This is a genomic window from Pseudomonas sp. PSPC2-3 (assembly GCF_049898265.1).
GTDB lineage: Bacteria > Pseudomonadota > Gammaproteobacteria > Pseudomonadales > Pseudomonadaceae > Aquipseudomonas > Aquipseudomonas veronii.
Genome location: NZ_JAFCXJ010000001.1, coordinates 346,335 through 368,231 on the forward strand (window position 1 = coordinate 346,335; position 21,897 = coordinate 368,231).

The following is a 21,897-nucleotide window of genomic DNA, read 5'->3' on the forward strand; positions in this document are numbered from 1 at the left end:
TAATCTCATCCCGTCCCGAACGATGTAGTCGCGGCTACGCATCGGGACGCGTGCCCAGGCCCATGGCTTGACGGGCGAACCAGCGTTTCGCCGGCGGCAGCAGGTCCAGGCCCAGCAGGCCCATGTTGCGCCCCAGTGCGACCAGCGGCTGGGCGCTGCCGAACAGGCGCGTGACCTGATCGGAGAAACCCACGGTCAGCGTTTGATCCATGCGCTGCCGCTCGCGATATGCCTGCAAGGTCGCCAGGTCACCCGGCACCGCCGGCCCGGCCAGCAAGGCCTCGGCCAAGGCATTCGCATCGCGCAGGGACAGGTTGAAGCCCTGCCCGGCAATCGGGTGCAGGCTGTGGGCGGCATTGCCGAGGATCGCCAGGTGCGAGCGCACTTGTTCTTCGGCTTCCACCAGGGTCAGCGGGTACAGATGCCGCGCACCGACCTGCTTCAAGGTGCCCAGGCGGTAGCCGAACACGCCCTGCAATTCACTGAGGAAACTGCGCTCATCCAGGTTGGCCAGGCGCTGGGCGTCCATGCCGGCACGGGTCCAGACCAGCGCGCAGCGGTTGTCCGGCAGCGGCAGCAGGGCCATCGGGCCTTCATCGGTGAAGCGCTCGAAGGCTTCGCCGTTGTGGGCTTCGCTCGGGGTGATATTGGCGATCAGCGCGCTCTGGTTGTACGGGCGGGATTTCACGCCGATCCCCAGTTGCTCGCGCAGGCCGGAGCGACCGCCGTCGGCCAGCACCGCCAGGTCGCACTCCAGCACGGTTTCGTCGTTGAGGGTCAGGCGATAGCCATCGGGCAGCGGCTCCATGCGCGTGACTTCGGCCGGGCAACGCCAGCTGACCACGTCCTTATCCAGGCCTTGCCACAGGCATTGGCCGAGCCAGGCGTTTTCCACCACGTAGCCGAGGGCCGGCACGCCCTCTTCCATGGCGGATAAGCGCGCGGTGGAGAAGCGCCCGCGGTCCGACACATGGATCTGCTTGATCGGCTCGGCGCGGCGGGAGATGGCCTGCCACAGACCCAGACGCTGATAGATCTGCCGCGCGCCATAGGACAGCGCCGAAGAACGTGCGTCGTAGCTCGGCTGGTAGCTGTCGCCCGGTGCGAAGGGTTCGATCAGCAGGATCTTCCAGCCCCGCGCCTTGGCCCCGTCCTGCAGCGCCAACGCCAGGCTCGCGCCCACCAGGCCGCCGCCGATAATGGCCAGGTTGACCCGGCTCATCGGGCGGCCGCCATCAACGCTTCGATGTCGGCGACGGTCTTGGGCACGCCGCCGGTCAGAATGTCACAGCCTTGCTTGGTCACTACCACGTCGTCCTCGATGCGTACGCCGATGCCACGCCATTTCTTTGCCACGCTCTGGTTGTCCGGCGAAATATAGATCCCCGGCTCCACGGTCAACGTCATGCCGACCTCCAGCACACGCCATTCACCACCCACTTTGTACTCGCCGACATCATGCACATCCATCCCCAGCCAATGGCCGGCGCGGTGCATGTAGAACGGTTTGTAGGCTTCGCCGGCGATCAGTTCGTCAACGTCCCCTTGCAGCAACCCCAGCCTCACCAGCCCGGCAGTGATGACCTGCACGGTGGCCTCATGGGCCTGGTTCCAATGCTTGTTCGGTGCAATCTCGGCGAAGGCGGCTTCCTGGGCGGCCAGCACGACTTCATAGATCGCCTGTTGCTCGGGCGAAAACTTGCCGTTGACCGGCCAGGTGCGGGTGATGTCGCTGGCGTAGCAGTCGATCTCGCAACCGGCGTCGATCAGCACCAGGTCGCCGTCCTTGAGCAGCGCGTCATTCTGCTGGTAATGCAGGATGCAACTGTTGCGCCCGGCGGCGACGATGGAGCCATAGGCCGGCATCTTCGCGCCGCCTTTGCGGAACTCGTAATCCAGCTCGGCTTCGAGGCTGAACTCGCGCAAGCCGGCGCGGCTGGCCTGCATGGCCCGCACGTGGGCGGCGCAGGAAATCCGCGCAGCTTCGCGCATCACCTTCACTTCCGCCGCCGATTTATACAGACGCATATCGTGGAGCAGATGATCCAGGGCAACGAATTCGTTCGGCGGCTGGGCGCCCAGGTGCGCTTTGGAGCGGATGATGTTGATCCACTCCATCAGGTGCCGGTCGAACTCGGCATTGCTGCCCATCGCCGAATACACCCGGTCGCGGCCTTCGATCAGGCCGGGCAGGATGTCGTGGATATCGGTGATGGGGAAGGCATCGTCGGCGCCGAAATCACGGATCGCGCCTTCGGTACCGGCACGCAAGCCGTCCCACAGTTCGCGCTCGGCATTGCGTTCGCGACAGAACAGCACGTACTCGCCGTGCGGGCGACCGGGCATCAGCACGATCACCGCTTCGGGCTCGGGGAAGCCGCTCAGGTACTGGAAATCGCTGTCCTGGCGGTAGACATGTTCGACATCGCGATTGCGGATGGCCACCGCGGCGGCCGGCAGGATCGCGATACTGTTGGGTTCCATCTGCGCCATGAGCGCCTTGCGGCGACGGGTGTATTCCGCTTTCGGGATATGGATCATGGGCAGACGGGCTTCCTTTCTCAGTGCAGCGACGGCTTGGGGGTGGCCGGTTCAGCGGACTTCTTGGTCTCGGTGAACAGCAGCAGCGGCGCGACGCGCAGGTATTCCATGACTTCCATGTAGTCGCCTTCGCCGTCTTCGGATTCTTCCAGGGCATCTTGCACCTGGGAGATGGCCGCCAGGTCCTGCAGCACTTCCTTGGCGTCGGTGCTCAGCTCCAGGCCGCCGGCATTCACGCCAAAGCCATGGAGGAAGCCCTGGCACCATTGGCCCAGCGCGGCAGCACGTTCGGTGAGCGGTGCATCGTCGGTCGGCAGCAGCAGGACCACGGTGACGTCATCACCGGTCAGCTCGCCCTTGACCATTTCCTGCAAGCCGATCAGCGCGTTACGCACGTTCTCGGAGGGCTCGGTTTCCAGCAGTTCAGCCACATCGGCCAGCCAGTTGTCGGCGTCAAAGCCAACACCGGTGCAACTGCGGCCCAGCAACACGCCGTGCAGTTCGGCGGGCGAGCAAGGATGACCGCTGGAGCTCAGCAGTTTGGTAAAAGCGTCGTACGGGGAGTTCTGAATGGGCATGGTGAGCTAGGCGCCAGACGGCGCAATGTCTAGAATGAAGCGCTGTATCCTAGCACCGGCAGACGCACCAGACTATCAAGGGCGTCAGATCGTTTATCCTGCAGTTGCCATTCATCAGACAAATCCAGTGGAACCCAATGGAAGACACCGACCTGCAAGCGCTGATGGCCAGACTCGAATTGCTAATTGATCGGGTCGAGCAACTAAAGAGGCAAAACGGACTCCTATTAGCTCAGGAAAAGACCTGGCGCGAGGAACGCGCTCACCTCATTGAAAAAAACGAAATCGCCCGGCGTAAGGTCGAGTCGATGATTTCGCGCCTGAAGGCCCTGGAGCAAGACTCATGAGTTCAAGCAATAGCGTCACCGTGCAGATTCTCGACAAAGAATATTCGATCATCTGCCCCCAGGAAGAGCGCAGCAACCTGGTGAGCGCCGCCCGCTACCTGGACGGCAAGATGCGTGAAATCCGCAGCAGCGGCAAAGTGATCGGCGCCGACCGCATCGCCGTGATGGCCGCGTTGAATATCACCCACGATCTGCTGCATAAGCAGGAGCGCCCGGACGTGCAGGCCAGCGGCTCGACGCGCGAGCAGGTACGTGACCTGCTGGAGCGTGTGGACCTGGCACTGTCCAACGATTCCGACACATCCAAGGGCTGATTGCCGCATCTGTTTAAGGTATACTCGCCCCACTCCCTGGCGTGCTTGCCAGTCGGCGATGTCCCGGAGCCGATTCGCACTACCCTGGAAGTTGCACGTTTGGCTGGTGTGCATGTCCGCTAGACGGAAAGCCTTAAAGCCTACTGCTTCTTCCACCTTGAACTTTCGGGTTCAAGGGCTTAGTCGACAGCGGTTCTGTCGGGGAGCCTGAATCCCAAACTCAATGCCAGTCCCAGGACTGGCATTGTTTTATGAGCCGAAAAACCATGACCGAACCTGCGCCGCTTTCCCGTCCGCAACTTCGACGCATGTTGCGCAACGCCCGCCGCGCACTCACGCCAAGCGAGCAGCGAAAAGCCGCCCAAGGCGTGTATCGGCAACTGGCACAGCACCCGCTGTTTCGCCGGGCCAAGCATATTTCCCTGTATCTGCCGACGGACGGTGAAATCGATCCGCGCTTGCTGCTGCGTGCGGCTCAGCGGCGGGGCAAGGCCACTTACCTGCCGGTGCTCAGCGCCTGGCCACGGACCAAGATGGTGTTCCAGCGCGTTCGCCCCGGGGAGACGTTGCAGCCCAATCGCTTTCGCATTCTTGAACCACGGGTGAATGTCCGCCACCAGCGCAAGGTCTTGGCGCTGGACCTGGTGCTATTGCCGTTGGTGGGGTTCGATGACGCGGGGGGACGGCTGGGCATGGGTGGCGGTTTTTATGACCGCAGCCTGGCTTACCTGGCGCGCCGCCAGCACTGGCGCAAGCCGACACTGCTGGGCCTGGCCCATGAATGCCAGAAAGTCGAACGGCTGGTGCAGGCGAGTTGGGATGTGCCGTTGGCGGGCACCGTCACCGATAAGCAGTGGTATATCGCACAGGCGTCGCTGGAACCCGCGACGCCCTGAAGAAGGGTTAACGCTTGAACGGTTGTAGCGGCTGCTGGGTCAGTTCAACGGGCGCATCGGTCTTGTTCGACCATAAGCTTTGTGCATACCCGGTGGTCACGACGCCCAGACCAAACAAAATAACCAGTATCCATAGTAAATCCGGTTTGCGTTGCATCGATTGCCCCCCTTCAGGCACCTCGTACACGATGACAACAACGTTCCAAAGTAGTCCGTTGCAGCTGCGTCAAGCTTAAAATCCCGGCATTCTGCGTTAACGTGAACCAACACGCAAACCTTGACGCCAACCGACCGTCGGTTTGTCATGCAATTGCCCCACAACCTGTCCAACGCCTTTTTCAGGAGCCCCCCAATGGCCTACTGGCTGATGAAATCCGAGCCCGACGAACTCTCCATCACCGGCCTGGAACACCTCGGCGAAGCGCGATGGGACGGGGTTCGCAACTATCAGGCGCGCAACTTTCTGCGTGCGATGGCGGTGGGCGATGAGTTTTTCTTCTACCACTCCAGCTGCCCCGAGCCTGGCATTGCCGGCATCGGCAAAATCGTCGTGGCGGCGTATCCCGACCCCACCGCGCTGGAACCTTCCAGCCACTATTTCGACGCCAAGGCCAGCCCGGACAAAAACCCGTGGAGCGCGATCGACGTGGCCCACGTCCAGACGTTTCCCAAGGTGCTCGGCCTGGGCTATCTGAAGCAGCAAATCGCCCTGGCCGAACTGCCCCTGGTGCAAAAAGGCAGCCGTCTGTCAGTGATGCCGGTGACCGCCGAGCAATGGTCGGCGGTCCTCGCGCTGGGCTGAACCGCAGAACCTTGCAGTCACGCGCCCGACGCATGCATCTGCAGCGCAACCGGGTTAGGCTTGCGCTTCATTTGACCCGCATCAAGCGCCCTCGGGCCGAACCCGTCAGACTAGGACGCTAACACCGCAGGAAGCATCTATGTCCACGAACCACCGCACCTCCCAGCTGTTTGCCACCCTCCTGATTGTGTTGCTGCTCGCCGCTGGCGGTTTCGGTTACTGGAAATCCACCCAGGACCGCCTGCCCGAAGGCTTGAGCATGGGTAATGGCCGCCTGGAATCCACCGAAGTGCAGATCGCCGCCAAGATCCCCGGGCGTCTGGAAGAAGTGCGGGTGGATGAAGGCGACAAGGTACTCAAGGGCCAACTGCTCGCGCGCATGGACACCCGCACCCTGGAAGCCCAGCGCGCCCAGGCCGAAGCTGAAGTGCTGCGGGCCAGGGAAAACCTCGCCGCCGCCGAGGCCAATGTGCAATTGCGTCAGAGCGAACAACTGCTCGCCCACCAGGAACTCCAGCGGACCCAGGAGCTGTACAAACGCGGCTTCGCCAGTGGCCAACTGATCGACCAACAGCAGGCCCGCCAGAACACCGGGAATGCGGCCGTGGTCGCCGCCCAGGCCCAGGTCAATTCGGCCAAGGCCGCCATCGGCGCCGCCCAGGCCCAGGTGGCGCAGCTCACCAGCGAAATCGACGACAGCAGCCTGCGCGCGCCCATCGACGGCATTATCCAACTGCGCCTGGCCGAGCCGGGCGAAGTGCTCGGCGCCGGCGGGCGCGTATTGCTGCTGATCGACCCCGAGGATCAGTACATGAACCTCTACCTGCCCGCCTCGGTGACCGGCGCCCTGACCGTCGGCAGCGATGCGCGCATCCTCCTCGACGCGCTCCCCGGCCAATCGCTGCCGGCCAAAATCAGCTTCGTCGCGGCCAAATCGCAGTTCACCCCCAAAGAGGTGGAGACCCGCGATGAACGCCAGAAACTGGTATTCCGCGTCAAATTGCGCCTGACCCAACCCAGCGCCGTGCCGCAGGCCAAACCGGGCATGCCCGGCGCCGGCTACATTCGCACGGCTGACATCCCATGGCCGGCCAACCTGCAATGACCGATCTGGCGCTGCACGCCACCGGCATCCAGCACCGCTACGGCAAACAACAGGCGCTGGTCGATATCGCCTTCAGCTTGCCCGCCGGCACGCGCTGCGGGCTGATCGGCCCGGATGGCGCCGGCAAGTCGAGCCTGCTGGGCTTGATCGCCGGGGTTAAAAAACTCCAGGACGGCCAACTGGAGGTGCTCGGCGGCTCCATCGCCAACCGCCGCCACCGCAACAGCCTGTACCCGCGCATCGCCTTCATGCCTCAAGGCCTGGGCGGCAACCTGTACCCCGAACTGTCCATCCGCGAAAACATCCGCTTCTTTGCGACGCTGTTCGGCCTGTCCAAAGCCGATTGCGACCAGCGCATGCACAACCTGCTGCTGGCCACCGACCTCGAGCGCTTCGCCGAACGGCCGGCCGGCAAACTCTCCGGCGGGATGAAGCAGAAACTCGGCCTGTGCTGCGCGCTGATCCACGACCCGGACCTGCTGATCCTCGACGAGCCCACCACCGGGGTCGACCCGCTGTCCCGTCGGCGCTTCTGGGAGCTGGTCGAAACCGTGCGCAGCGAGCGCCCGCAACTGACGCTGCTGGTGGCCACGGCCTACATGGAAGAGGCCGAGCAGTTTGAACATTGCCTGATGCTCGACCGCGGCAAACTGATCGCCGACGGTTTGAGCAGTGAGCTGGCGGCAGTGACCCCCAGCGGCAAACTGGACGAAGCCTTCACCCACTTCCAGGGCGACAGCGCCCATGACAACCAGCCGCTGGTCATCCCGCCGCGCGCAGGCAACAACACCGATATCGCCATCGAAGCCCACGACCTGACCCTGCGCTTTGGCGACTTCACCGCCGTCGATAAAGTCAGCTTCGCCATCGGCCGGGGCGAGATCTTCGGTTTTCTCGGCTCCAACGGCTGCGGCAAGACCACCACCATGAAAGTCCTCACCGGCCTGATGCCGGCCACCGAGGGCAGTGCCACGTTGCTGGGCAACCCGGTGAACGCCAAGGACCTGGCCACCCGCAAGCGTGTGGGTTTCATGTCGCAGAGCTTTTCGCTGTATGGCGAACTCAGCGTGCTTCAGAACCTGGTGCTGCACGCGCAGTTGTTCGATTTGCCCAAGGTCGACAGCGGCAAGCGGATCGACGAGCTGATCCAGCGTTTCGACCTCAGCGAGGTGGCCGAGCAGCCGTCGGGCGAACTGCCCCTCGGCTTGCGTCAGCGCTTGTCGTTGGCCGTGGCGGTGCTGCATCGTCCTGAAGTGCTGATCCTCGATGAGCCGACCTCGGGCGTCGACCCGGCGGCGCGGGATGACTTCTGGCGGCTGCTGATCGAACTGTCGCGCGAACAAGGGGTGACGATCTTTCTGTCCACCCACTTCATGAACGAAGCCCAGCGTTGCGACCGCATCTCCCTGATGCACGCCGGCAAGGTGCTCGCCTGCGACACGCCCGACGCGCTGCAGCAGCAATTCCACGGCGACACCCTCGAAGCCGCGTTCGTCACGTGCCTGGAGCAAGCCCAGGGCGAGGCCGAACCTACCGCGCCCACCGCCACCGTCAGCGAAACCAGCACGCCGCCGGTGAGCAAGCGCGGCTTCAGCCTGTCGCGCCTGCTGGCCGTGGCCAGCCGTGAAGGCAAGGAACTGCTGCGCGACAAGGTGCGTATGGCCTTCGCCCTGCTCGGGGCGATGTTCATGATGGTGATCTTCGGCTACGGCATTTCCCTGGACGTGGAAAACCTCGCCTTCGCCGTCTACGACCAGGACCAGACCCCGCAAAGCCGCGCCTACCTGGAGGCATTTCGCGGCTCACGCTATTTCGCCGAACAAACGCCGATCCAGGATGCCAACGAACTGCACCGGCGCCTGCAACGTTCGGAAATCAAACTGGCCCTGGAAATCCCGCCCGGTTTTGGTCGTGACCTCTACGCCGGCCGCCAACCCAGCGTGGCGGCCTGGCTCGACGGCGGCATGCCGTTTCGCGCGGAAACCAGCCGGAACTATGTAGAAGCGGTCCACCAGGCCAACCTGCAGCAACTGGCCGAGCTGAGCAGCCAGCCGCAGAACAGCCAAGGCGCGGCCAAGCTCGAAACCCGCTTTCGCTACAATCAGGATGTGGTCAGTGTGAACGCCATCGGCCCAGGCGTGATGGCACTGATCCTCGCCTTCATCCCGGCGATGCTTACCGCCCTGGGCATCGTGCGCGAAAAGGAGCTGGGTTCGATCACCAACTTCTACGCCACGCCCCTGACCCGCCTGGAATTCCTGCTGGGCAAACAGACGCCGTACCTGGCCGTGAGCCTGATCAACCTGGCGGTGCTGGTCGCGATGAACCGCTGGCTGTTCGGCGTGCCGTTCAAGGGCAGCGGCCTGACCCTGGCGTTCGGCGGCCTGCTGTACGTGCTCGCCACCACCAGCATGGGCCTGCTGATTTCCGCGTTCACCCGCACCCAGATCGCCGCGATCCTCGGCACCATGATCATCACCAGCCTGCCGACCATTCAGTTCTCCGGGCTGATCGTGCCGCGCTCGTCCCTGGAAGGCGCGGCGGCGGTGATGGGCACGCTGTTTCCGGCGGGGCACTTTCTCGATATTGCGGTGGGCACGTTCACCAAGGCCCTCGACCTGCGGCAACTGTGGCCGCAGTGCCTGGCGCTGTTCGGGTTTTTCCTCGGGTTTACCGGGCTTAGCCTGATCATGCTGAAGAAGCAGGAGGCTTGATGCATAAGTTCGCGCACATCCTGCGCCTGGGGATCAAGGAACTGACCAGCCTGCGCCACGACAGCGTGCTGCTGCTGTTTCTGTTCTACGCCTTCACGGTCGCGATCTACATGCCCGCGGCCGGCTCGGTGATTGGCGTACACAACGCCAGCGTGGCGTTTGTCGACGAGGACCACAGCGCGATCTCGCGGCAGATGGCCGAGGCGTTGCAGCCGCCCGAGTTCCAGTCACCCGTGCCGTTGGCGTATGACCAGTTGGATAAGGTCATGGACAGCGGCCAGTACACGTTCGTGATCAACGTACCGGCGAATTTCCAGGCCGACCTGCTGGCCGGTCGCGAGCCCGATGTGCAGGTGAACGTCGATGCCACGGCGATGAGCCAGGCGTTCATGGGCGCCGGCTACATCTCACGGATTTTCCAACGCGAGCTGCTGACCTACAGCGGCCAGGCCGACTCCGCCAGCAAAGCGCCGGCGCTGCTGACAACGCGGGCGCTGTTCAATACCAACCTGGAGGGCGGCTGGTTCCTCGCAGTCATCCAGATCGTCAACAACATCACCATCCTCGCCATTGTGCTCACCGGCACCGCGCTGCTGCGCGAGCGCGAACATGGCACCCTCGACCATTTGCTGGTGCTGCCGCTGACGGCGCTGGAAATCATGCTGGCGAAAATCTGGAGCAACCTGCTGGTGGTGGTGCTGTGTACCTGGGTGTCACTGGAAGTGGTGGTCAAGGGCATGCTCGGCGTGCCGCTGGCCGGGTCGCTGAGCCTGTTTCTGTTCGTGACCGCGCTGTACCTGTTTGCCAGCACCGCCCTGGGGATCTTCCTCGCCACCCTCGCCCGCTCGACGCCGCAGTTCGGCTTGCTGGCAATCCCAGTGATCATCCCGATGCTGTTGCTCTCCGGCGGCAGCACGCCGCTGGACAGCATGCCCGAATGGTTGCAGTGGGTGATGCAGGCCTCGCCGTCGACGCACTTTGTGAGCCTGAGCGCGGCGATCCTGTTCCGCGATGCGGGCATGAGCGTGGTGTGGCCGGACATGCTGGCGCTGGCGGGAATTGGCTTGCTGTTCTTTTTGGTGGCGCTGGCGCGGTTCCGCAAGAGCCTGGCGTCTTGAGGTGCCTGCCCGGCCGCTATCGCAGGCAAGCCTGCTCTCACAGGTGGAACGCATTCCCTTGTGGGAGCGGGCTTGCTCGCGATCGTCGCGCCGTGACTATTGGATGATCAGGTTGTTGAACAACAGGTCTTCCACCACCGGCTTGCCGGTTTCGTCGTTCATCACTTGCTGGGTCTGCTTCAGGGCTTCCTGACGCAGTTTTTCCTTGCCCTCAACCGTGCTCATGGTCTCGTTGGTTTGCTGGGTGAACAGCGCCACCAGTTGATTACGAATCAACGCATCGTTGGCTTTGATGGCGGCGGCCGCGTCGGTGCCGGTCACACGCAGAGCGATATCGGCCTTGTACACCTTGAGCTTGGACGTACCGTCCAAGCCATAGTTGCCCACGAACGGCGGGGCCAGGCTGATATAGCTGACCTTCGGCGCCTCGCCTTCTTTCGCCTCTTGCGCCTGGGCTGCCATTGGCAAGGTCAGGGCCAGCATCAACAGAATCCACGCTTTCACAGTTCATTCCTCACATTCGGTAGCCCAGTAGCATAACGCTAGCAAGGCAGAGCACAAGCTTATGGCGACTTATCAGGCCCGGGCATGCTCGTTGACCCACGGGCATACCCTCCTACACTTATCGGCCACGACACCAAAAGGAATAGTCCGATGAAAGCTGTGCTGTGCAAAGCCTTCGGCCCCGCCGAAACCCTGGTGCTGGAAGACATCGCCAGCCCGGCGATCAAGAAGAACGAAATCCTGTTGGACGTGCATGCCGCCGGGGTCAACTTCCCGGACACGCTGATCATCGAGGGCAAGTACCAATTCAAGCCGCCGTTCCCGTTCTCGCCGGGTGGCGAAGCGGCGGGCGTGGTCAGTGAAGTGGGGGAAAAGGTCAGCCACCTGAAGGTTGGAGACCGCGTGATGGCCCTGACCGGCTGGGGCAGTTTTGCCGAGCAGGTCGCGGTGCCCGGCTATAACGTGCTGCCGATCCCGCCCAGCATGGGCTTCAACACCGCCGCCGCGTTCAGCATGACCTACGGCACCTCGATGCATGCGCTGAAGCAACGGGCCAACCTGCAACCCGGCGAAACCTTGCTGGTCCTCGGCGCCTCCGGCGGCGTGGGCCTGGCTGCCGTGGAAATCGGCAAGGCCATGGGCGCCCGGGTCATCGCCGCCGCCAGCAGCGCCGACAAACTGGCGGTGGCCAAGGCTGCCGGCGCCGATGAGCTGATCAACTACAGCGAAGCCAGCCTGAAAGATGAGGTCAAGCGTCTGACCGACGGGAACGGCGCCGACGTGATCTACGACCCGGTGGGCGGCGACTTGTTTGACCAGGCCATCCGCGCCATCGCCTGGAACGGCCGCCTGTTGGTGGTGGGTTTTGCCAGCGGGCGCATTCCGGAGCTGCCGGTGAACCTGGCGCTACTCAAGGGCGCGGCCGTGGTCGGAGTGTTCTGGGGCGCGTTCGCCCAGCGCCAGCCGCAGGACAATGCGGCGAACTTCCAGCAGCTGTTTGGTTGGTATGCCGAGGGCAAGTTGAAACCGCTGGTGTCGCAGGTGTATCCGCTGGAACAGGCGGCCCAGGCGATCAATGACCTGGGGCAGCGCAAGGCGGTGGGTAAGGTGGTCGTGCAAACCCGCCTGCCGAGGTGAAATGCGCTTGAATGTGGGAGGGGCGGTGTCCTCGACCATCACCTGTCTATTCGCGACATGTTCGTAGAGAACATGCATTTGCTCATATTTCCTGCGTTTGGCGCGTTAATCGCCTGAGCAATCCTTGGCACAACGCTTGAGCCGCGCCTCCAGGTTTTTGTCTGGCATGGCGTGGCTGCGCAGGGCGTTGACGGTCTGCTCGACATAATCGCGCGTCGTGCCGTAACGCCCGCAAGCGCTTTGCAGCACGTGGCTGAGCACGATGTCGGGCAGATTGCCAGCGTAGCTCGGCAGGTGCCGCTCCAATACAAACCCCAATGCCTGCACCCGACTGCCATCTTCCAGACGGCAACTGAGCCAGTGCGGCCGATAGGAGGGGTAAGGCATTTCGCGCTGCCACAAGGCGTACAGCGAGGCTTCTAACTGATCTTCCGGCAGGCGGTAGGCAAACCCGCTGCACGAGCCGCCACGATCCAGGCCGAACACCAACCCGGGCAACTCCGGCGTACCCCGATGCTCGTGGGACCACAGGTACAAACCACGGTGATAGCCATGGACCCGCGCCCGAACCCGCTCGGTCGATGAACATTCCGGCCGCCAGATCAGCGAACCGTAAGCGAATAGCCAGACCGGCCCGCCCTTATGCCGGGCCATGGTGGCCTGCATCGAGTTCATCAACTGTTCGTGCGTGAGTTGCGGTCCCAGATCGAGCCGCGGAGGGTAAGCCAATTGCAAAAGATCGGATTCGATGGCGGTCATGGCGAAAAGTGGCTCGCCTCCTATGTGTTACCAATTGTTAGCAACTCTACCGTAATAAAACGCGCTGCTGTGACCATACGGCAAAAAAGTACAATAGGCTGAACGACCACCGCATTCTCCAGAAGCAATCCCAGTATTTTCAGCTCCGGTTCAGCCCGGCAAAGCGCTTGACCGTCAAAATAGCGCAGCTGGCACGACTCAGTCGGTCACCCCTCACACCGATTACTCGAGGTCGCACCTATGAAAAAATTACGATTGCCGGGCCTGCTGCTCCTGGCCCAGGCCACCACCGCTCTCGCTGTCGAAACCCCGCCCGTCGACCATGACAAGGGCTTCTGGTATGCGCAGACCAGCGTCTACACCCGGCACTTCTCCCCCGACCCGGACCACAACAACAACCAGGATTTACTTGGCCTGGAGCGCAATGAAGCGTCAGGTTTGGTGTATGGGGCGGCGACGTTCCGCAACTCGTTCAGCCAACGCTCGTACTACGTCTACGCGGGCAAACGCTATGACATGACCGACTATCCGGTGTATCTGAAACTGACCGGCGGGGCAATCCAGGGCTATCGCGGCAAGTACCGCGACAAAATCCCGTTGAACCGTTTCGGCGTGGCGCCGGTGATCATACCGTCCGTGGGCACCCATTACGGGCCGGTGGCGGCGGAGTTGGTGCTGCTGGGGTTCAATGCGGCGATGATCACGACCGGCGTGCGTTTCTGACAGCGACGCCAGCTCCTCCACCAGAGCCGGCGCAGGTTTCAGGGCCGCGGGGCGTAGGCGAATACGTCGGCGCGCATCTGGTGTGCATCCATGCCCGCAGCCACCAGCGCATCCAATGTGCCGTAGATCATCGCCGGTGAACCGCTGGCGTAGACATGCACGCCTTTGAGGTCGTGGATGTCTTCGCACACCGCTTCATGCAACAGCCCACAGCGTCCTTCCCAGCCGCACAGGTCACTGACCACTTTGTGCAAGAACAGGTTGGGCAGCTGCAGCCATTGATCCCAATGCTCGATCTCGTAGAAATCTTCCGGACGCCGCACGCCCCAATACAGATGCACCGGGTGTTTGAAGCCGGTGGCGCGGCAGTGCTCGATCAGGCTGTGCATCTGCGCCATGCCGGTGCCCGCAGCGATCAGCACCAACGGCCCATCGGGCAGCTCGGCCAGGTGGGTATCGCCAAACGGCAGCTCAATGCGGGCCATCCGGTTGCGCTGCAATTGCTCGATCAGATTGCGCGCGCTGTCCTCGCGGGCCAGCACGTGCAGTTCCAGTTCGCGTCCGGCGTGGGGCGCCGAAGCCAGGGAAAACGCCGACTTCTCGCCGTTATCCCGTTCAATCATCAGGTATTGCCCGGCGTGGTAACGCACGGCCTTGCCGGCCGGGGCGAGCAAGCGCACGCGCCATACATCGCCACCGACTTGCACGCATTCACTCACTTGGCACGACAACTTGCGCAACGGCAACTCTCCCGGCGCCAGCACGCCATCCCACAACACCACACAATCCTCCAGCGGCTCGGCGATGCAGGTGTAGAACTCCCCGTGGTCGCGTATTTCACCGGACTGCCGCACCCGGCCGTCCACCAACAGCGCCGCGCACACGTGGCACACGCCATTGCGACAGGCTTGCGGGCATTCGTAGCCCAGGCGGCGCGCACCTTCGAGGATTCGCTCACCGGGGACCAGCTCCAATACGGCGCCGGAAGGTTGCAGGGTCACACGCATCAATCTATTCCCAACTCTTTCCAGATCGCATCGACACGCGCCGTCACGGCTTCGTCCTTGACGATCACCCTGCCCCACTCGCGGGTGGTCTCACCCGGCCATTTGTGCGTGGCATCCAGGCCCATCTTCGAGCCCAGGCCCGAGACCGGCGAGGCGAAGTCGAGGTAGTCGATCGGCGTGTTGTCGATCATCACCGTGTCGCGCTTGGGGTCCATGCGCGTGGTGATGGCCCAGATCACGTCGTTCCAGTCGCGGGCGTTGATGTCGTCGTCGGTGACGATAACGAACTTGGTGTACATGAACTGTCGCAAAAACGACCACACGCCGAGCATGACCCGCTTGGCATGGCCTGGGTACGACTTCTTCATGGTCACGATGGCCATGCGGTACGAACAGCCTTCCGGCGGCAGGTAGAAGTCGGTGATTTCCGGGAACTGCTTCTGCAGGATCGGCACGAACACTTCGTTCAGCGCCACACCGAGAATCGCCGGCTCATCCGGCGGACGGCCGGTGTAGGTACTGTGGTAGATCGGCTTGATCCGATGAGTGATGCGCTCGACGGTGAACACCGGGAAGCTGTCGACTTCGTTGTAGTAGCCGGTGTGGTCGCCGTAGGGGCCTTCGTCGGCCATTTCGCCGGGGTGGATCACGCCTTCGAGGATGATTTCCGCGGTGGCCGGCACTTGCAGGTCGTTGCCACGGCACTTCACCAGCTCGGTGCGGTTGCCGCGCAGCAGGCCGGCGAAGGCGTATTCGGACAGGCTGTCCGGCACCGGGGTCACGGCGCCGAGGATGGTGGCCGGGTCGGCGCCCAGGGCCACGGAGACCGGGAACGGCTTGCCGGGGTGCTTTTCGCACCATTCACGGAAGTCCAGCGCGCCGCCGCGGTGGCTCAGCCAACGCATGATCACCTTGTTGCGGCCGATCACTTGCTGACGGTAGATGCCGAGGTTCTGGCGATCCTTGTTCGGGCCCTTGGTGACGGTCAGGCCCCAGGTGATCAGCGGGCCGACATCGCCGGGCCAGCAGGTCTGCACCGGCAGCATGCCCAGGTCGACGTCATCGCCTTCGATGACCACTTCCTGGCACACCGCGTCCTTGACCACCTTGGGCGCCATGGCAATGATCTTGCGGAAGATCGGCAGCTTCGACCAGGCGTCCTTCAAGCCCTTGGGTGGCTCGGGCTCCTTGAGGAACGCCAGCAACTTGCCGATCTCGCGCAATTCGCTGACCGACTCGGCGCCCATGCCAAAGGCCACGCGATCGGGGGTGCCGAACAGGTTGCCGAGCACCGGGATATCAAAACCGGTCGGGTTCTCGAACAGCAGCGCCGGGCCCTTGTTGCGCAGGGTACGGTCGCAAATCTCAGTCATTTCCAGCACCGGCGAAACCGGCACGTGGATGCGTTTCAACTCTCCGCGCTGCTCAAGTTGCTGCACGAAATCCCGAAGATCCTTGAATTTCATTAACCATGCCACCCGTAAAATAGGCGTACATCCTACCTGCTCTGAGGACGGCTGGCAGCTTAATTGGCCGTCAGCCCCCGTGATTGCAGCGAACGGAACAGCGGTTCCAGGAACGCCTGGACATGTCGCGCGCCGACGTCGGAGAGGTGGTTATCGTCGGTGTACAGCGCGCGGCCGTCGAGCTCGACCCGGCACAGGCCGTCGGCGCCGCACAGCAGGGGCGCGGGGTCCAGCACGGAGACACCACTGTCGGCGGCGGCCAGCTCGTCAAACAGTCGAGTGATAAAGGCCTGGCGCTTCTCGTGCTCCGCCACGGGGAGCCCTTCGCCGTCCACCGGCCGGTGCATCATGGCCAGGCGACTGAGGCGGTACGGCACGATGATTTCCTGCAGCGGTGCTTCCTTGATCAGCCACACATGGTGCCCGGCGGCACGCAGCCCCAGGATGCGTTCACGCAGGCCCTGTTCGAAACGCTGCTCGGCCACGGCACGCACGTACTTGCCGGTGCCCGGGTCTTTGAGCGCATGTTCCTTGTCGCCCGATATCTGCCCATAGAGGTACAGGCTCCAGCGCGCCGCCAGCACCACATCGCTGAACGACTGTTCGGCCAGGGCCTGCTCGACGCGCTGGTTGAAATGCGCGCACTGGGTGATGTTCTCCAGACCGTCCAACGGTACGCAACCGGCGAAACTGGCCTGGACCAGACTGATATCGTGCCGTTTGGCCGCATCCTTCAGCGCCGGAATCAATGCGGTGGCGTGGCTGTCGCCCCAGACCAGCGCGGACACCGAGTGGCTTTGTGGGCCGAAATGGCAGAACAGCCGCTCATCCGGGGTGTTCTTGTCCGCCAGGCAGGCCGTCAGCTCCGGGCTCCACTTCTTCGCCTGGGCATAACGCAATGCCTGTTCGGACAGGCGCCACGGCACGCCATCGGCTTCCCGCAATGCCAGGCCAGTAAGGCCGAGGCACAAAATGCCGGCCGCGGCGCCAGCCAGGATCGCCTTGCGCCCGGCCAGCAGGCGCTTTTCCCGGAACGGCGTCTCCACGAAGCGCCAGGACAAATAACCCAGCACCAGGCTCAGCAGCATCAACCCGGCCAATTCAGCCACGCTCAAGCCATCAACCGCTGCGTAGTTGGCGTACACGAACACCGGCCAATGCCACAGGTACCAGGAATAAGAAATAAGCCCCAGGCCCACCATCAGCCGCGAACTCAGTAGCCGCCCGACCCAGGTGGCTTGCTGCCCATTGGCCCAGATCAACCCGACCACGCCCAGCACCGGCAGCAAAGCGGCCGCGCCAGGGAACGGTGTATGCCGGTCGAAACCGAATATGGCGGCCAGGATCAATGCCAGGGAAGCCAGGCTGACCGCTTGCGCCAGGGGCGGCGAGGCGCGCCACTCAACCTTCGGCATGACCGCCAGCATGGCGCCGGCCAGCAATTCCCAGGCACGCATATGCAGCAGGTAGAAGGCTTTCTGCGGCTGATGGGAAACCGCCCAGACACTCATGCCAAACGACACCAGCAGCACCGCGAACAACGCCAGGCGCCAGTGTTTCAAACGGCTTGAAAGCAGGGCCAGCAGCAGCGGGAACAGGATGTAGAACTGCTCCTCCACTGCCAGCGACCAGGTGTGCAGCAAGGGCTTGATGTCGGAGGCGGCATCGAAATAACCGTGCTGGCGTGAAAACAGCAGGTTAGAGGTGAAGATCACCTGGTAGTGCGCCGACCGCCCCAGCTCTTCATAGTCCTTGGGCGCCAGCAAAAACCAGCCCACGGCCAGTGTCGCGGCCATCATCACGAACAACGCCGGCAAGATACGCCGGGCACGGCGCGCCCAGAAGTCCACGAAACTGAAACGCCCGGCCTGGCGTTCGCGCCAGATGATCGAGGTAATCAGGAAGCCGGAAATCACAAAAAAAACATCGACCCCCACAAAGCCGCCAGTAACACCCGGAACGCCAAAGTGGAACAGCACGACTGCGAGGACAGCGACAGCACGCAAGCCATCAATGTCTCTTCGGTAAGCAAGAATGGTCATAAATCCAGAGTCAGCCAGAAACGAATGGGAACGAGCGTAGCCTCGCTCATCCTTTTTGTTTCTTAACTGACACTTTAAGCGCTCAAACCTCCCTTTCTAGATACAAAAAAAATGGCGCCCCGAAGGACGCCATTTTTTGGGACCTGAAACGTCGTATTACTTACGCTTCATCGACAGGAAGAACTCGTCGTTGGTCTTGGTGGTTTTCAGCTTGTCGATCAGGAACTCGATGGCCGCGACTTCATCCATCGGGTGCAGCAGCTTGCGCAGAATCCACATGCGCTGCAGTTCGTCGTCGGCTGTCAGCAACTCTTCACGGCGGGTGCCGGAGCGGTTGATGTTGATCGCCGGGAACACACGCTTTTCAGCGATACGACGGTCCAGGGGCAGTTCCATGTTGCCGGTACCCTTGAACTCTTCGTAGATCACTTCATCCATCTTCGAGCCGGTTTCAACCAGCGCGGTGGCGATGATGGTCAGCGAGCCGCCTTCTTCGATATTCCGCGCGGCGCCGAAGAAACGTTTCGGTTTCTCCAGGGCGTGGGCATCGACACCACCGGTCAATACCTTGCCGGAGCTCGGGATCACGGTGTTGTAGGCACGGGCCAGACGGGTGATGGAGTCGAGCAGGATCACCACGTCTTTCTTGTGTTCGACCAGGCGCTTGGCCTTCTCGATCACCATTTCGGCAACCTGCACGTGGCGGGTTGGCGGCTCATCGAACGTCGAGGCAACCACTTCGCCGCGCACGGTGCGCTGCATTTCGGTCACTTCTTCCGGACGTTCATCGATCAGCAGCACGATCAGGTGAACTTCAGGGTTGTTACGTGCGATGTTCGCTGCAATGTTCTGCAGCATGATGGTCTTACCGGCTTTCGGCGGTGCGACGATCAGGCCGCGCTGGCCCTTGCCGATCGGGGCGCACAGGTCGATCACACGACCGGTCAAGTCTTCGGTGGAACCGTTGCCGGCTTCCATCTTCATTCGCACGGTCGGGAACAGCGGGGTCAGGTTCTCGAAGAGAATCTTGTTTTTCGCGTTCTCTGGACGATCGAAGTTGATCGTGTCGACCTTGAGCAGGGCGAAATAACGCTCGCCTTCCTTCGGAGGACGGATCTTGCCAACGATGGTGTCACCGGTGCGCAAGTTGAAGCGGCGGATCTGGCTCGGCGAGACGTAGATATCGTCTGGGCCGGCGAGATAGGAAGCGTCTGCAGAGCGGAGGAAGCCGAAGCCGTCCTGGAGAATCTCCAGCACGCCATCACCGGAGATTTCCTCGCCGCTTTTCGCGTGCTTTTTGAGCAAGGAGAAAATCACGTCCTGCTTGCGCGAACGGGCCATATTTTCTATGCCCATCTGTTCGGCCAATTCGAGCAGTTCGGTAATCGGCTTTTGCTTGAGTTCAGTCAGATTCATATAGGAATGACGTAATCATTTATGGAGGGGGGAAATTAAGCTTTTGGCTTAATGAGGCCGCGCCGCAGAGAAGGCGACAGGATCGCGTACTAATCGAAAAGGAATGCGTCGGCGACGGCTTGCAGGGGGCAGTGGAGAAACCAGTGCGGGGCCGAATGTACCACCTGAGTTTCGGAGCGTCTAGCCCTGTTTCACGAAAAAGCCCCGCAATTTGCGGGGCCTTTTTGACGACGCTTAGAGGTTCACGTCGATGAATGCAGCCAGTTGGGACTTCGACAGCGCGCCCACTTTGGTCGCTGCGACTTCGCCGTCCTTGAACAGCATCAGGGTCGGAATACCACGCACGCCATGCTTGGCCGGGGTTTCCTGGTTTTCGTCGATGTTCAGCTTGGCAATGGTCAATCTGCCGTCGTACTCGGTTGCAATGTCGTCCAGAACCGGAGCGATCATTTTGCAAGGGCCACACCATTCAGCCCAGTAGTCAACCAGCACCGGGCCAGCAGCCTTGAGTACTTCGGCCTCAAAGGTCGCGTCGGTGACGTGCTTGATAAGATCGTTGCTCATGGATGTCTCCGGATTGTAAGCAAAAAAAACGTGGCCCATCATAGCTGCCCTTCCCTCGTTCAGGAAGCCGCCTCTGATTGAGTCTTGCTATGGTGGCGCATGAGTTTGGGTATCGCCTCGCTCACGGCGCTACGGGAGTCACGAAAGCAATCCCGGTGCGCAACGCCGCATTACGTACATGTTCCTGCATGGTTTTCTGCGCCGCCGCGCTCGCGCGCCGGGCCAGGGCGCGCAAGACTCTGCGGTGCTCCTGCCAGGTTTCCATGGCCCGCTCCGGCCGGATGAACGGTAACTTCTGGCTCTCCAGGAACACCTCGGCGCTGGCACTCAGGATGCTGACCATCGCCTGGTTGCCGCTGGCGAGGAGGATGCGCTGGTGGAATTCGAAGTCCAGCCGCGCGGCCGCTTCGAAGTCGCCGGCCTTGAGCACCTTGCGCATGGCTTCGACATTCTCTTCCAGGCTATCCAGTTCATCAATGCTCAGCGTGACGGCCGCCAACCCTGCCGCAAACCCTTCCAGGGCATAGCGCAACTGGAAGATATCCAGCGGCGTCGCCTGGGCCGCGAAGGGCCACGCAAACCCCGGCGGCTCCTGTGCCTCTTGCACGAACACGCCTTTGCCCGGCTGCACGCTGACCACCCCCAAGGCACTCAGGGACGACAACGCTTCGCGCAATGACGCCCGGCTCACGCCCAACTGCAGCGCCAGGTCGCGCTGGGACGGCAGTGCGTCGCCCGGCCCGAAGCCTTGCTCCTTGATCAGTTTGCGGATGGCCTGCAAGGCCGCTTCCGGTACCGCTTGGGCGATGGAATTCATAAAAAACTCAAGGTTCCAGACAACTGAGCGGCTAGTTGTAAAGCTATTCGTGCCCGGCGGCAAGCCACGCCCCAAAGGGGCTCGCGCGCTTTGGGCGGCGCTCGAAAAAGGTGCGAAAGCCACGCTCACTGTTCAGACCAGTAAGACCACCGAAGCTCAACAAATCCCGGCCTTGCAGACGAACCGAGCCGGGATGGCATGGGCTGTGCACTGGGCAAAAACAGAATGCCCCTTCGCCCTTCTCGGAGAGTTCCCATGACCAAGCGCTACAGCGCCCTGCTCACCGCCCTGTTTGCCAGCCTGATGCTGAGCCAGGCACCCGCCCAGGCCAACGGTCTGGACGATATCGTTGCCCGCGGCACCTTGAAGGTCGCCGTGCCCCAGGACTTCCCGCCGTTCGGCTCGGTCGGCCCCGACATGAAACCACGCGGCCTGGACATCGACACCGCCAAGCTGCTGGCCGACCAGCTCAAGGTCAAACTGGAGCTGACCCCGGTCAACAGCACCAACCGCATCCCGTTCCTCACGACCGGCAAGGTCGACCTGGTGATTTCCAGCCTGGGCAAGAACCCCGAGCGGGAAAAGGTCATCGACTTCTCCAAGGCCTACGCGCCGTTCTACCTGGCCGTGTTCGGCCCGCCTGACGCCGCCATCAGCAGCACCGACGACCTCAAGGGCAAGACCATCAGCGTGACCCGCGGCGCCATCGAAGACATCGAGCTGACGGCCGTCGCGCCCAAGGAAGCCACGATCAAGCGCTTCGAAGACAACAATTCGACCATCGCCGCCTACCTGGCCGGCCAGGTCGACCTGATCGCCAGCGGCAACGTGGTGATGGTTGCGATCAGCGAGCGCAGCCCGAAACGCGTGCCAGCGCTGAAAGTGAAGCTCAAGGATTCGCCGGTGTACGTGGGCGTGAACAAGAACGAGCCGGCGCTGCTGGAGAAGGTCAACCAGATCCTGGTGGCGGCCAAGGCTGACGGCAGCCTGGAAAAGAATGCAATGCAGTGGCTGAAAGAACCTCTGCCTGCTGATCTCTGAAGCCCG

Annotated in this window: 22 protein-coding genes and 1 other RNA gene; 11 read left to right on the forward strand and 12 right to left on the reverse strand. The window is 62.4% G+C overall.

Annotated features, from left to right (window positions below; all coding sequences use genetic code 11):
• Positions 1-34 precede the first annotated feature (34 nt).
• Genes ubiH through ACP7E3_RS01625 form a run of 3 tightly spaced genes read right to left on the reverse strand, consistent with a single transcriptional unit; the run spans position 35 to position 3,119 of the window.
• Entirely contained in the window at positions 35-1,222 is a 1,188-nt protein-coding gene (gene ubiH, locus ACP7E3_RS01615) for a 2-octaprenyl-6-methoxyphenyl hydroxylase (RefSeq protein WP_046381698.1), read from the reverse strand.
• Positions 1,219-2,541 carry a Xaa-Pro aminopeptidase gene (gene pepP / locus ACP7E3_RS01620; RefSeq protein ID WP_046381697.1) on the reverse strand — a complete coding sequence of 441 codons (1,323 nt, stop codon included), beginning with the start codon at positions 2,539-2,541 and terminating at the stop codon, positions 1,219-1,221. The genes ubiH and pepP overlap by 4 nt, the downstream gene beginning before the upstream one ends.
• A gap of 20 nt (positions 2,542-2,561) precedes the next feature.
• Positions 2,562-3,119, reverse strand: a complete 558-nt coding sequence (locus ACP7E3_RS01625; RefSeq protein WP_017845110.1) for a YecA family protein — start codon at positions 3,117-3,119, stop codon at positions 2,562-2,564.
• 137 nt (positions 3,120-3,256) lie between these two features.
• Between ACP7E3_RS01625 and ACP7E3_RS01630 the strand changes: the two genes are divergently transcribed.
• The 4 genes from ACP7E3_RS01630 to ACP7E3_RS01645 all read left to right on the forward strand — a co-directional run bounded on the left by ACP7E3_RS01630 (position 3,257) and on the right by ACP7E3_RS01645 (position 4,676).
• Complete coding sequence (locus ACP7E3_RS01630; RefSeq protein ID WP_017845111.1) at positions 3,257-3,466, forward strand: TIGR02449 family protein; 210 nt, start codon at positions 3,257-3,259, stop codon at positions 3,464-3,466.
• Positions 3,463-3,780: a cell division protein ZapA gene (locus ACP7E3_RS01635; RefSeq protein WP_017845112.1), complete on the forward strand. Its 318-nt coding sequence runs from the start codon at positions 3,463-3,465 to the stop codon at positions 3,778-3,780. The genes ACP7E3_RS01630 and ACP7E3_RS01635 overlap by 4 nt, the downstream gene beginning before the upstream one ends.
• Before the next feature lie 30 nt (positions 3,781-3,810).
• Positions 3,811-3,989, forward strand: a non-coding RNA gene (ssrS, locus tag ACP7E3_RS01640) — 6S RNA.
• Between the two features lie 57 nt (positions 3,990-4,046).
• On the forward strand, positions 4,047-4,676 hold the full coding sequence (locus tag ACP7E3_RS01645; RefSeq protein ID WP_426122332.1) for a 5-formyltetrahydrofolate cyclo-ligase: 630 nt from the start codon (positions 4,047-4,049) through the stop codon (positions 4,674-4,676).
• A gap of 7 nt (positions 4,677-4,683) precedes the next feature.
• Here ACP7E3_RS01645 and ACP7E3_RS01650 read toward each other — a convergent pair whose 3' ends face one another.
• On the reverse strand, positions 4,684-4,833 hold the full coding sequence (locus ACP7E3_RS01650) for a hypothetical protein (protein WP_090234720.1): 150 nt from the start codon (positions 4,831-4,833) through the stop codon (positions 4,684-4,686).
• Between the two features lie 195 nt (positions 4,834-5,028).
• On the opposite strand from ACP7E3_RS01650, the gene ACP7E3_RS01655 reads away from it, so the two are divergent.
• The 4 genes from ACP7E3_RS01655 to ACP7E3_RS01670 all read left to right on the forward strand — a co-directional run bounded on the left by ACP7E3_RS01655 (position 5,029) and on the right by ACP7E3_RS01670 (position 10,415).
• Positions 5,029-5,478: an EVE domain-containing protein gene (locus tag ACP7E3_RS01655; protein ID WP_057003990.1), complete on the forward strand. Its 450-nt coding sequence runs from the start codon at positions 5,029-5,031 to the stop codon at positions 5,476-5,478.
• Between the two features lie 139 nt (positions 5,479-5,617).
• Complete coding sequence (locus ACP7E3_RS01660) at positions 5,618-6,583, forward strand: HlyD family secretion protein (protein ID WP_046381694.1); 966 nt, start codon at positions 5,618-5,620, stop codon at positions 6,581-6,583.
• Positions 6,580-9,297: a ribosome-associated ATPase/putative transporter RbbA gene (rbbA, locus tag ACP7E3_RS01665; protein WP_057004028.1), complete on the forward strand. Its 2,718-nt coding sequence runs from the start codon at positions 6,580-6,582 to the stop codon at positions 9,295-9,297. Before ACP7E3_RS01660 ends, rbbA begins: the two co-directional genes overlap by 4 nt.
• A complete protein-coding gene (locus tag ACP7E3_RS01670; protein ID WP_057003992.1) occupies positions 9,297-10,415 on the forward strand; it encodes an ABC transporter permease in 1,119 nt (372 codons plus the stop codon). Before rbbA ends, ACP7E3_RS01670 begins: the two co-directional genes overlap by 1 nt.
• A gap of 96 nt (positions 10,416-10,511) precedes the next feature.
• On the opposite strand, the gene ACP7E3_RS01675 is transcribed toward ACP7E3_RS01670, so the two are convergent.
• Positions 10,512-10,919 carry a flagellar basal body-associated protein FliL gene (locus ACP7E3_RS01675; RefSeq protein ID WP_017845119.1) on the reverse strand — a complete coding sequence of 136 codons (408 nt, stop codon included), beginning with the start codon at positions 10,917-10,919 and terminating at the stop codon, positions 10,512-10,514.
• Between the two features lie 150 nt (positions 10,920-11,069).
• Here ACP7E3_RS01675 and ACP7E3_RS01680 point away from each other — a divergent pair, with 150 nt between their 5' ends.
• Positions 11,070-12,056: an NADPH:quinone oxidoreductase family protein gene (locus ACP7E3_RS01680; RefSeq protein WP_017845120.1), complete on the forward strand. Its 987-nt coding sequence runs from the start codon at positions 11,070-11,072 to the stop codon at positions 12,054-12,056.
• A 105-nt stretch (positions 12,057-12,161) separates the two neighbouring features.
• Here the strand turns inward: ACP7E3_RS01680 and ACP7E3_RS01685 are convergent, their stop codons facing one another.
• Positions 12,162-12,815 carry a gamma-glutamylcyclotransferase gene (locus ACP7E3_RS01685; RefSeq protein WP_017845121.1) on the reverse strand — a complete coding sequence of 218 codons (654 nt, stop codon included), beginning with the start codon at positions 12,813-12,815 and terminating at the stop codon, positions 12,162-12,164.
• A 240-nt stretch (positions 12,816-13,055) separates the two neighbouring features.
• Between ACP7E3_RS01685 and ACP7E3_RS01690 the strand changes: the two genes are divergently transcribed.
• Complete coding sequence (locus tag ACP7E3_RS01690; protein ID WP_128192378.1) at positions 13,056-13,538, forward strand: sn-glycerol-3-phosphate transporter; 483 nt, start codon at positions 13,056-13,058, stop codon at positions 13,536-13,538.
• A 38-nt stretch (positions 13,539-13,576) separates the two neighbouring features.
• On the opposite strand, the gene ACP7E3_RS01695 is transcribed toward ACP7E3_RS01690, so the two are convergent.
• The 6 genes from ACP7E3_RS01695 to ACP7E3_RS01720 form a co-directional block, all read right to left on the reverse strand.
• On the reverse strand, positions 13,577-14,545 hold the full coding sequence (locus tag ACP7E3_RS01695; RefSeq protein WP_017845123.1) for a CDP-6-deoxy-delta-3,4-glucoseen reductase: 969 nt from the start codon (positions 14,543-14,545) through the stop codon (positions 13,577-13,579).
• Positions 14,545-16,011 carry a 4-hydroxy-3-polyprenylbenzoate decarboxylase gene (gene ubiD / locus ACP7E3_RS01700; protein ID WP_046381692.1) on the reverse strand — a complete coding sequence of 489 codons (1,467 nt, stop codon included), beginning with the start codon at positions 16,009-16,011 and terminating at the stop codon, positions 14,545-14,547. Before ubiD ends, ACP7E3_RS01695 begins: the two co-directional genes overlap by 1 nt.
• Before the next feature lie 59 nt (positions 16,012-16,070).
• The gene (locus ACP7E3_RS01705) at positions 16,071-18,053 is read right to left on the reverse strand and encodes an acyltransferase family protein (protein WP_426122130.1); all 1,983 of its coding nucleotides are present in this window, start codon (positions 18,051-18,053) and stop codon (positions 16,071-16,073) included.
• Between the two features lie 156 nt (positions 18,054-18,209).
• Positions 18,210-19,469, reverse strand: coding sequence for a transcription termination factor Rho (gene rho / locus ACP7E3_RS01710; protein WP_017845130.1), 1,260 nt, complete (start codon positions 19,467-19,469; stop codon positions 18,210-18,212).
• A 234-nt stretch (positions 19,470-19,703) separates the two neighbouring features.
• Entirely contained in the window at positions 19,704-20,033 is a 330-nt protein-coding gene (trxA, locus tag ACP7E3_RS01715) for a thioredoxin TrxA (RefSeq protein WP_057003995.1), read from the reverse strand.
• A 121-nt stretch (positions 20,034-20,154) separates the two neighbouring features.
• The gene (locus tag ACP7E3_RS01720) at positions 20,155-20,850 is read right to left on the reverse strand and encodes a FadR/GntR family transcriptional regulator (RefSeq protein WP_079444908.1); all 696 of its coding nucleotides are present in this window, start codon (positions 20,848-20,850) and stop codon (positions 20,155-20,157) included.
• A 255-nt stretch (positions 20,851-21,105) separates the two neighbouring features.
• Here ACP7E3_RS01720 and ACP7E3_RS01725 point away from each other — a divergent pair, with 255 nt between their 5' ends.
• Positions 21,106-21,891 (forward strand): transporter substrate-binding domain-containing protein, encoded by a 786-nt coding sequence (locus ACP7E3_RS01725; protein WP_046381688.1) that lies wholly within the window; start codon positions 21,106-21,108, stop codon positions 21,889-21,891.
• The last annotated feature ends 6 nt before the right edge of the window (positions 21,892-21,897 follow it).

Excerpts from the sequence above, each read along its gene's own strand:
- ubiH (WP_046381698.1), bottom strand. The coding sequence starts at position 1,222 with ATGAGCCGGGTCAACCTGGCCATTATCGGCGGCGGCCTGGTGGGCGCG.
- pepP (WP_046381697.1), bottom strand. The coding sequence starts at position 2,541 with ATGATCCATATCCCGAAAGCGGAATACACCCGTCGCCGCAAGGCGCTC.
- ACP7E3_RS01625 (WP_017845110.1), bottom strand. The coding sequence starts at position 3,119 with ATGCCCATTCAGAACTCCCCGTACGACGCTTTTACCAAACTGCTGAGC.
- ACP7E3_RS01630 (WP_017845111.1), top strand. The coding sequence starts at position 3,257 with ATGGAAGACACCGACCTGCAAGCGCTGATGGCCAGACTCGAATTGCTA.
- ACP7E3_RS01635 (WP_017845112.1), top strand. The coding sequence starts at position 3,463 with ATGAGTTCAAGCAATAGCGTCACCGTGCAGATTCTCGACAAAGAATAT.
- ACP7E3_RS01645 (WP_426122332.1), top strand. The coding sequence starts at position 4,047 with ATGACCGAACCTGCGCCGCTTTCCCGTCCGCAACTTCGACGCATGTTG.
- ACP7E3_RS01650 (WP_090234720.1), bottom strand. The coding sequence starts at position 4,833 with ATGCAACGCAAACCGGATTTACTATGGATACTGGTTATTTTGTTTGGT.
- ACP7E3_RS01655 (WP_057003990.1), top strand. The coding sequence starts at position 5,029 with ATGGCCTACTGGCTGATGAAATCCGAGCCCGACGAACTCTCCATCACC.
- ACP7E3_RS01660 (WP_046381694.1), top strand. The coding sequence starts at position 5,618 with ATGTCCACGAACCACCGCACCTCCCAGCTGTTTGCCACCCTCCTGATT.
- rbbA (WP_057004028.1), top strand. The coding sequence starts at position 6,580 with ATGACCGATCTGGCGCTGCACGCCACCGGCATCCAGCACCGCTACGGC.
- ACP7E3_RS01670 (WP_057003992.1), top strand. The coding sequence starts at position 9,297 with ATGCATAAGTTCGCGCACATCCTGCGCCTGGGGATCAAGGAACTGACC.
- ACP7E3_RS01680 (WP_017845120.1), top strand. The coding sequence starts at position 11,070 with ATGAAAGCTGTGCTGTGCAAAGCCTTCGGCCCCGCCGAAACCCTGGTG.
- ACP7E3_RS01685 (WP_017845121.1), bottom strand. The coding sequence starts at position 12,815 with ATGACCGCCATCGAATCCGATCTTTTGCAATTGGCTTACCCTCCGCGG.
- ACP7E3_RS01690 (WP_128192378.1), top strand. The coding sequence starts at position 13,056 with ATGAAAAAATTACGATTGCCGGGCCTGCTGCTCCTGGCCCAGGCCACC.
- ACP7E3_RS01695 (WP_017845123.1), bottom strand. The coding sequence starts at position 14,545 with ATGCGTGTGACCCTGCAACCTTCCGGCGCCGTATTGGAGCTGGTCCCC.
- ubiD (WP_046381692.1), bottom strand. The coding sequence starts at position 16,011 with ATGAAATTCAAGGATCTTCGGGATTTCGTGCAGCAACTTGAGCAGCGC.
- ACP7E3_RS01705 (WP_426122130.1), bottom strand. The coding sequence starts at position 18,053 with ATGACCATTCTTGCTTACCGAAGAGACATTGATGGCTTGCGTGCTGTC.
- rho (WP_017845130.1), bottom strand. The coding sequence starts at position 19,469 with ATGAATCTGACTGAACTCAAGCAAAAGCCGATTACCGAACTGCTCGAA.
- trxA (WP_057003995.1), bottom strand. The coding sequence starts at position 20,033 with ATGAGCAACGATCTTATCAAGCACGTCACCGACGCGACCTTTGAGGCC.
- ACP7E3_RS01720 (WP_079444908.1), bottom strand. The coding sequence starts at position 20,850 with ATGAATTCCATCGCCCAAGCGGTACCGGAAGCGGCCTTGCAGGCCATC.
- ACP7E3_RS01725 (WP_046381688.1), top strand. The coding sequence starts at position 21,106 with ATGACCAAGCGCTACAGCGCCCTGCTCACCGCCCTGTTTGCCAGCCTG.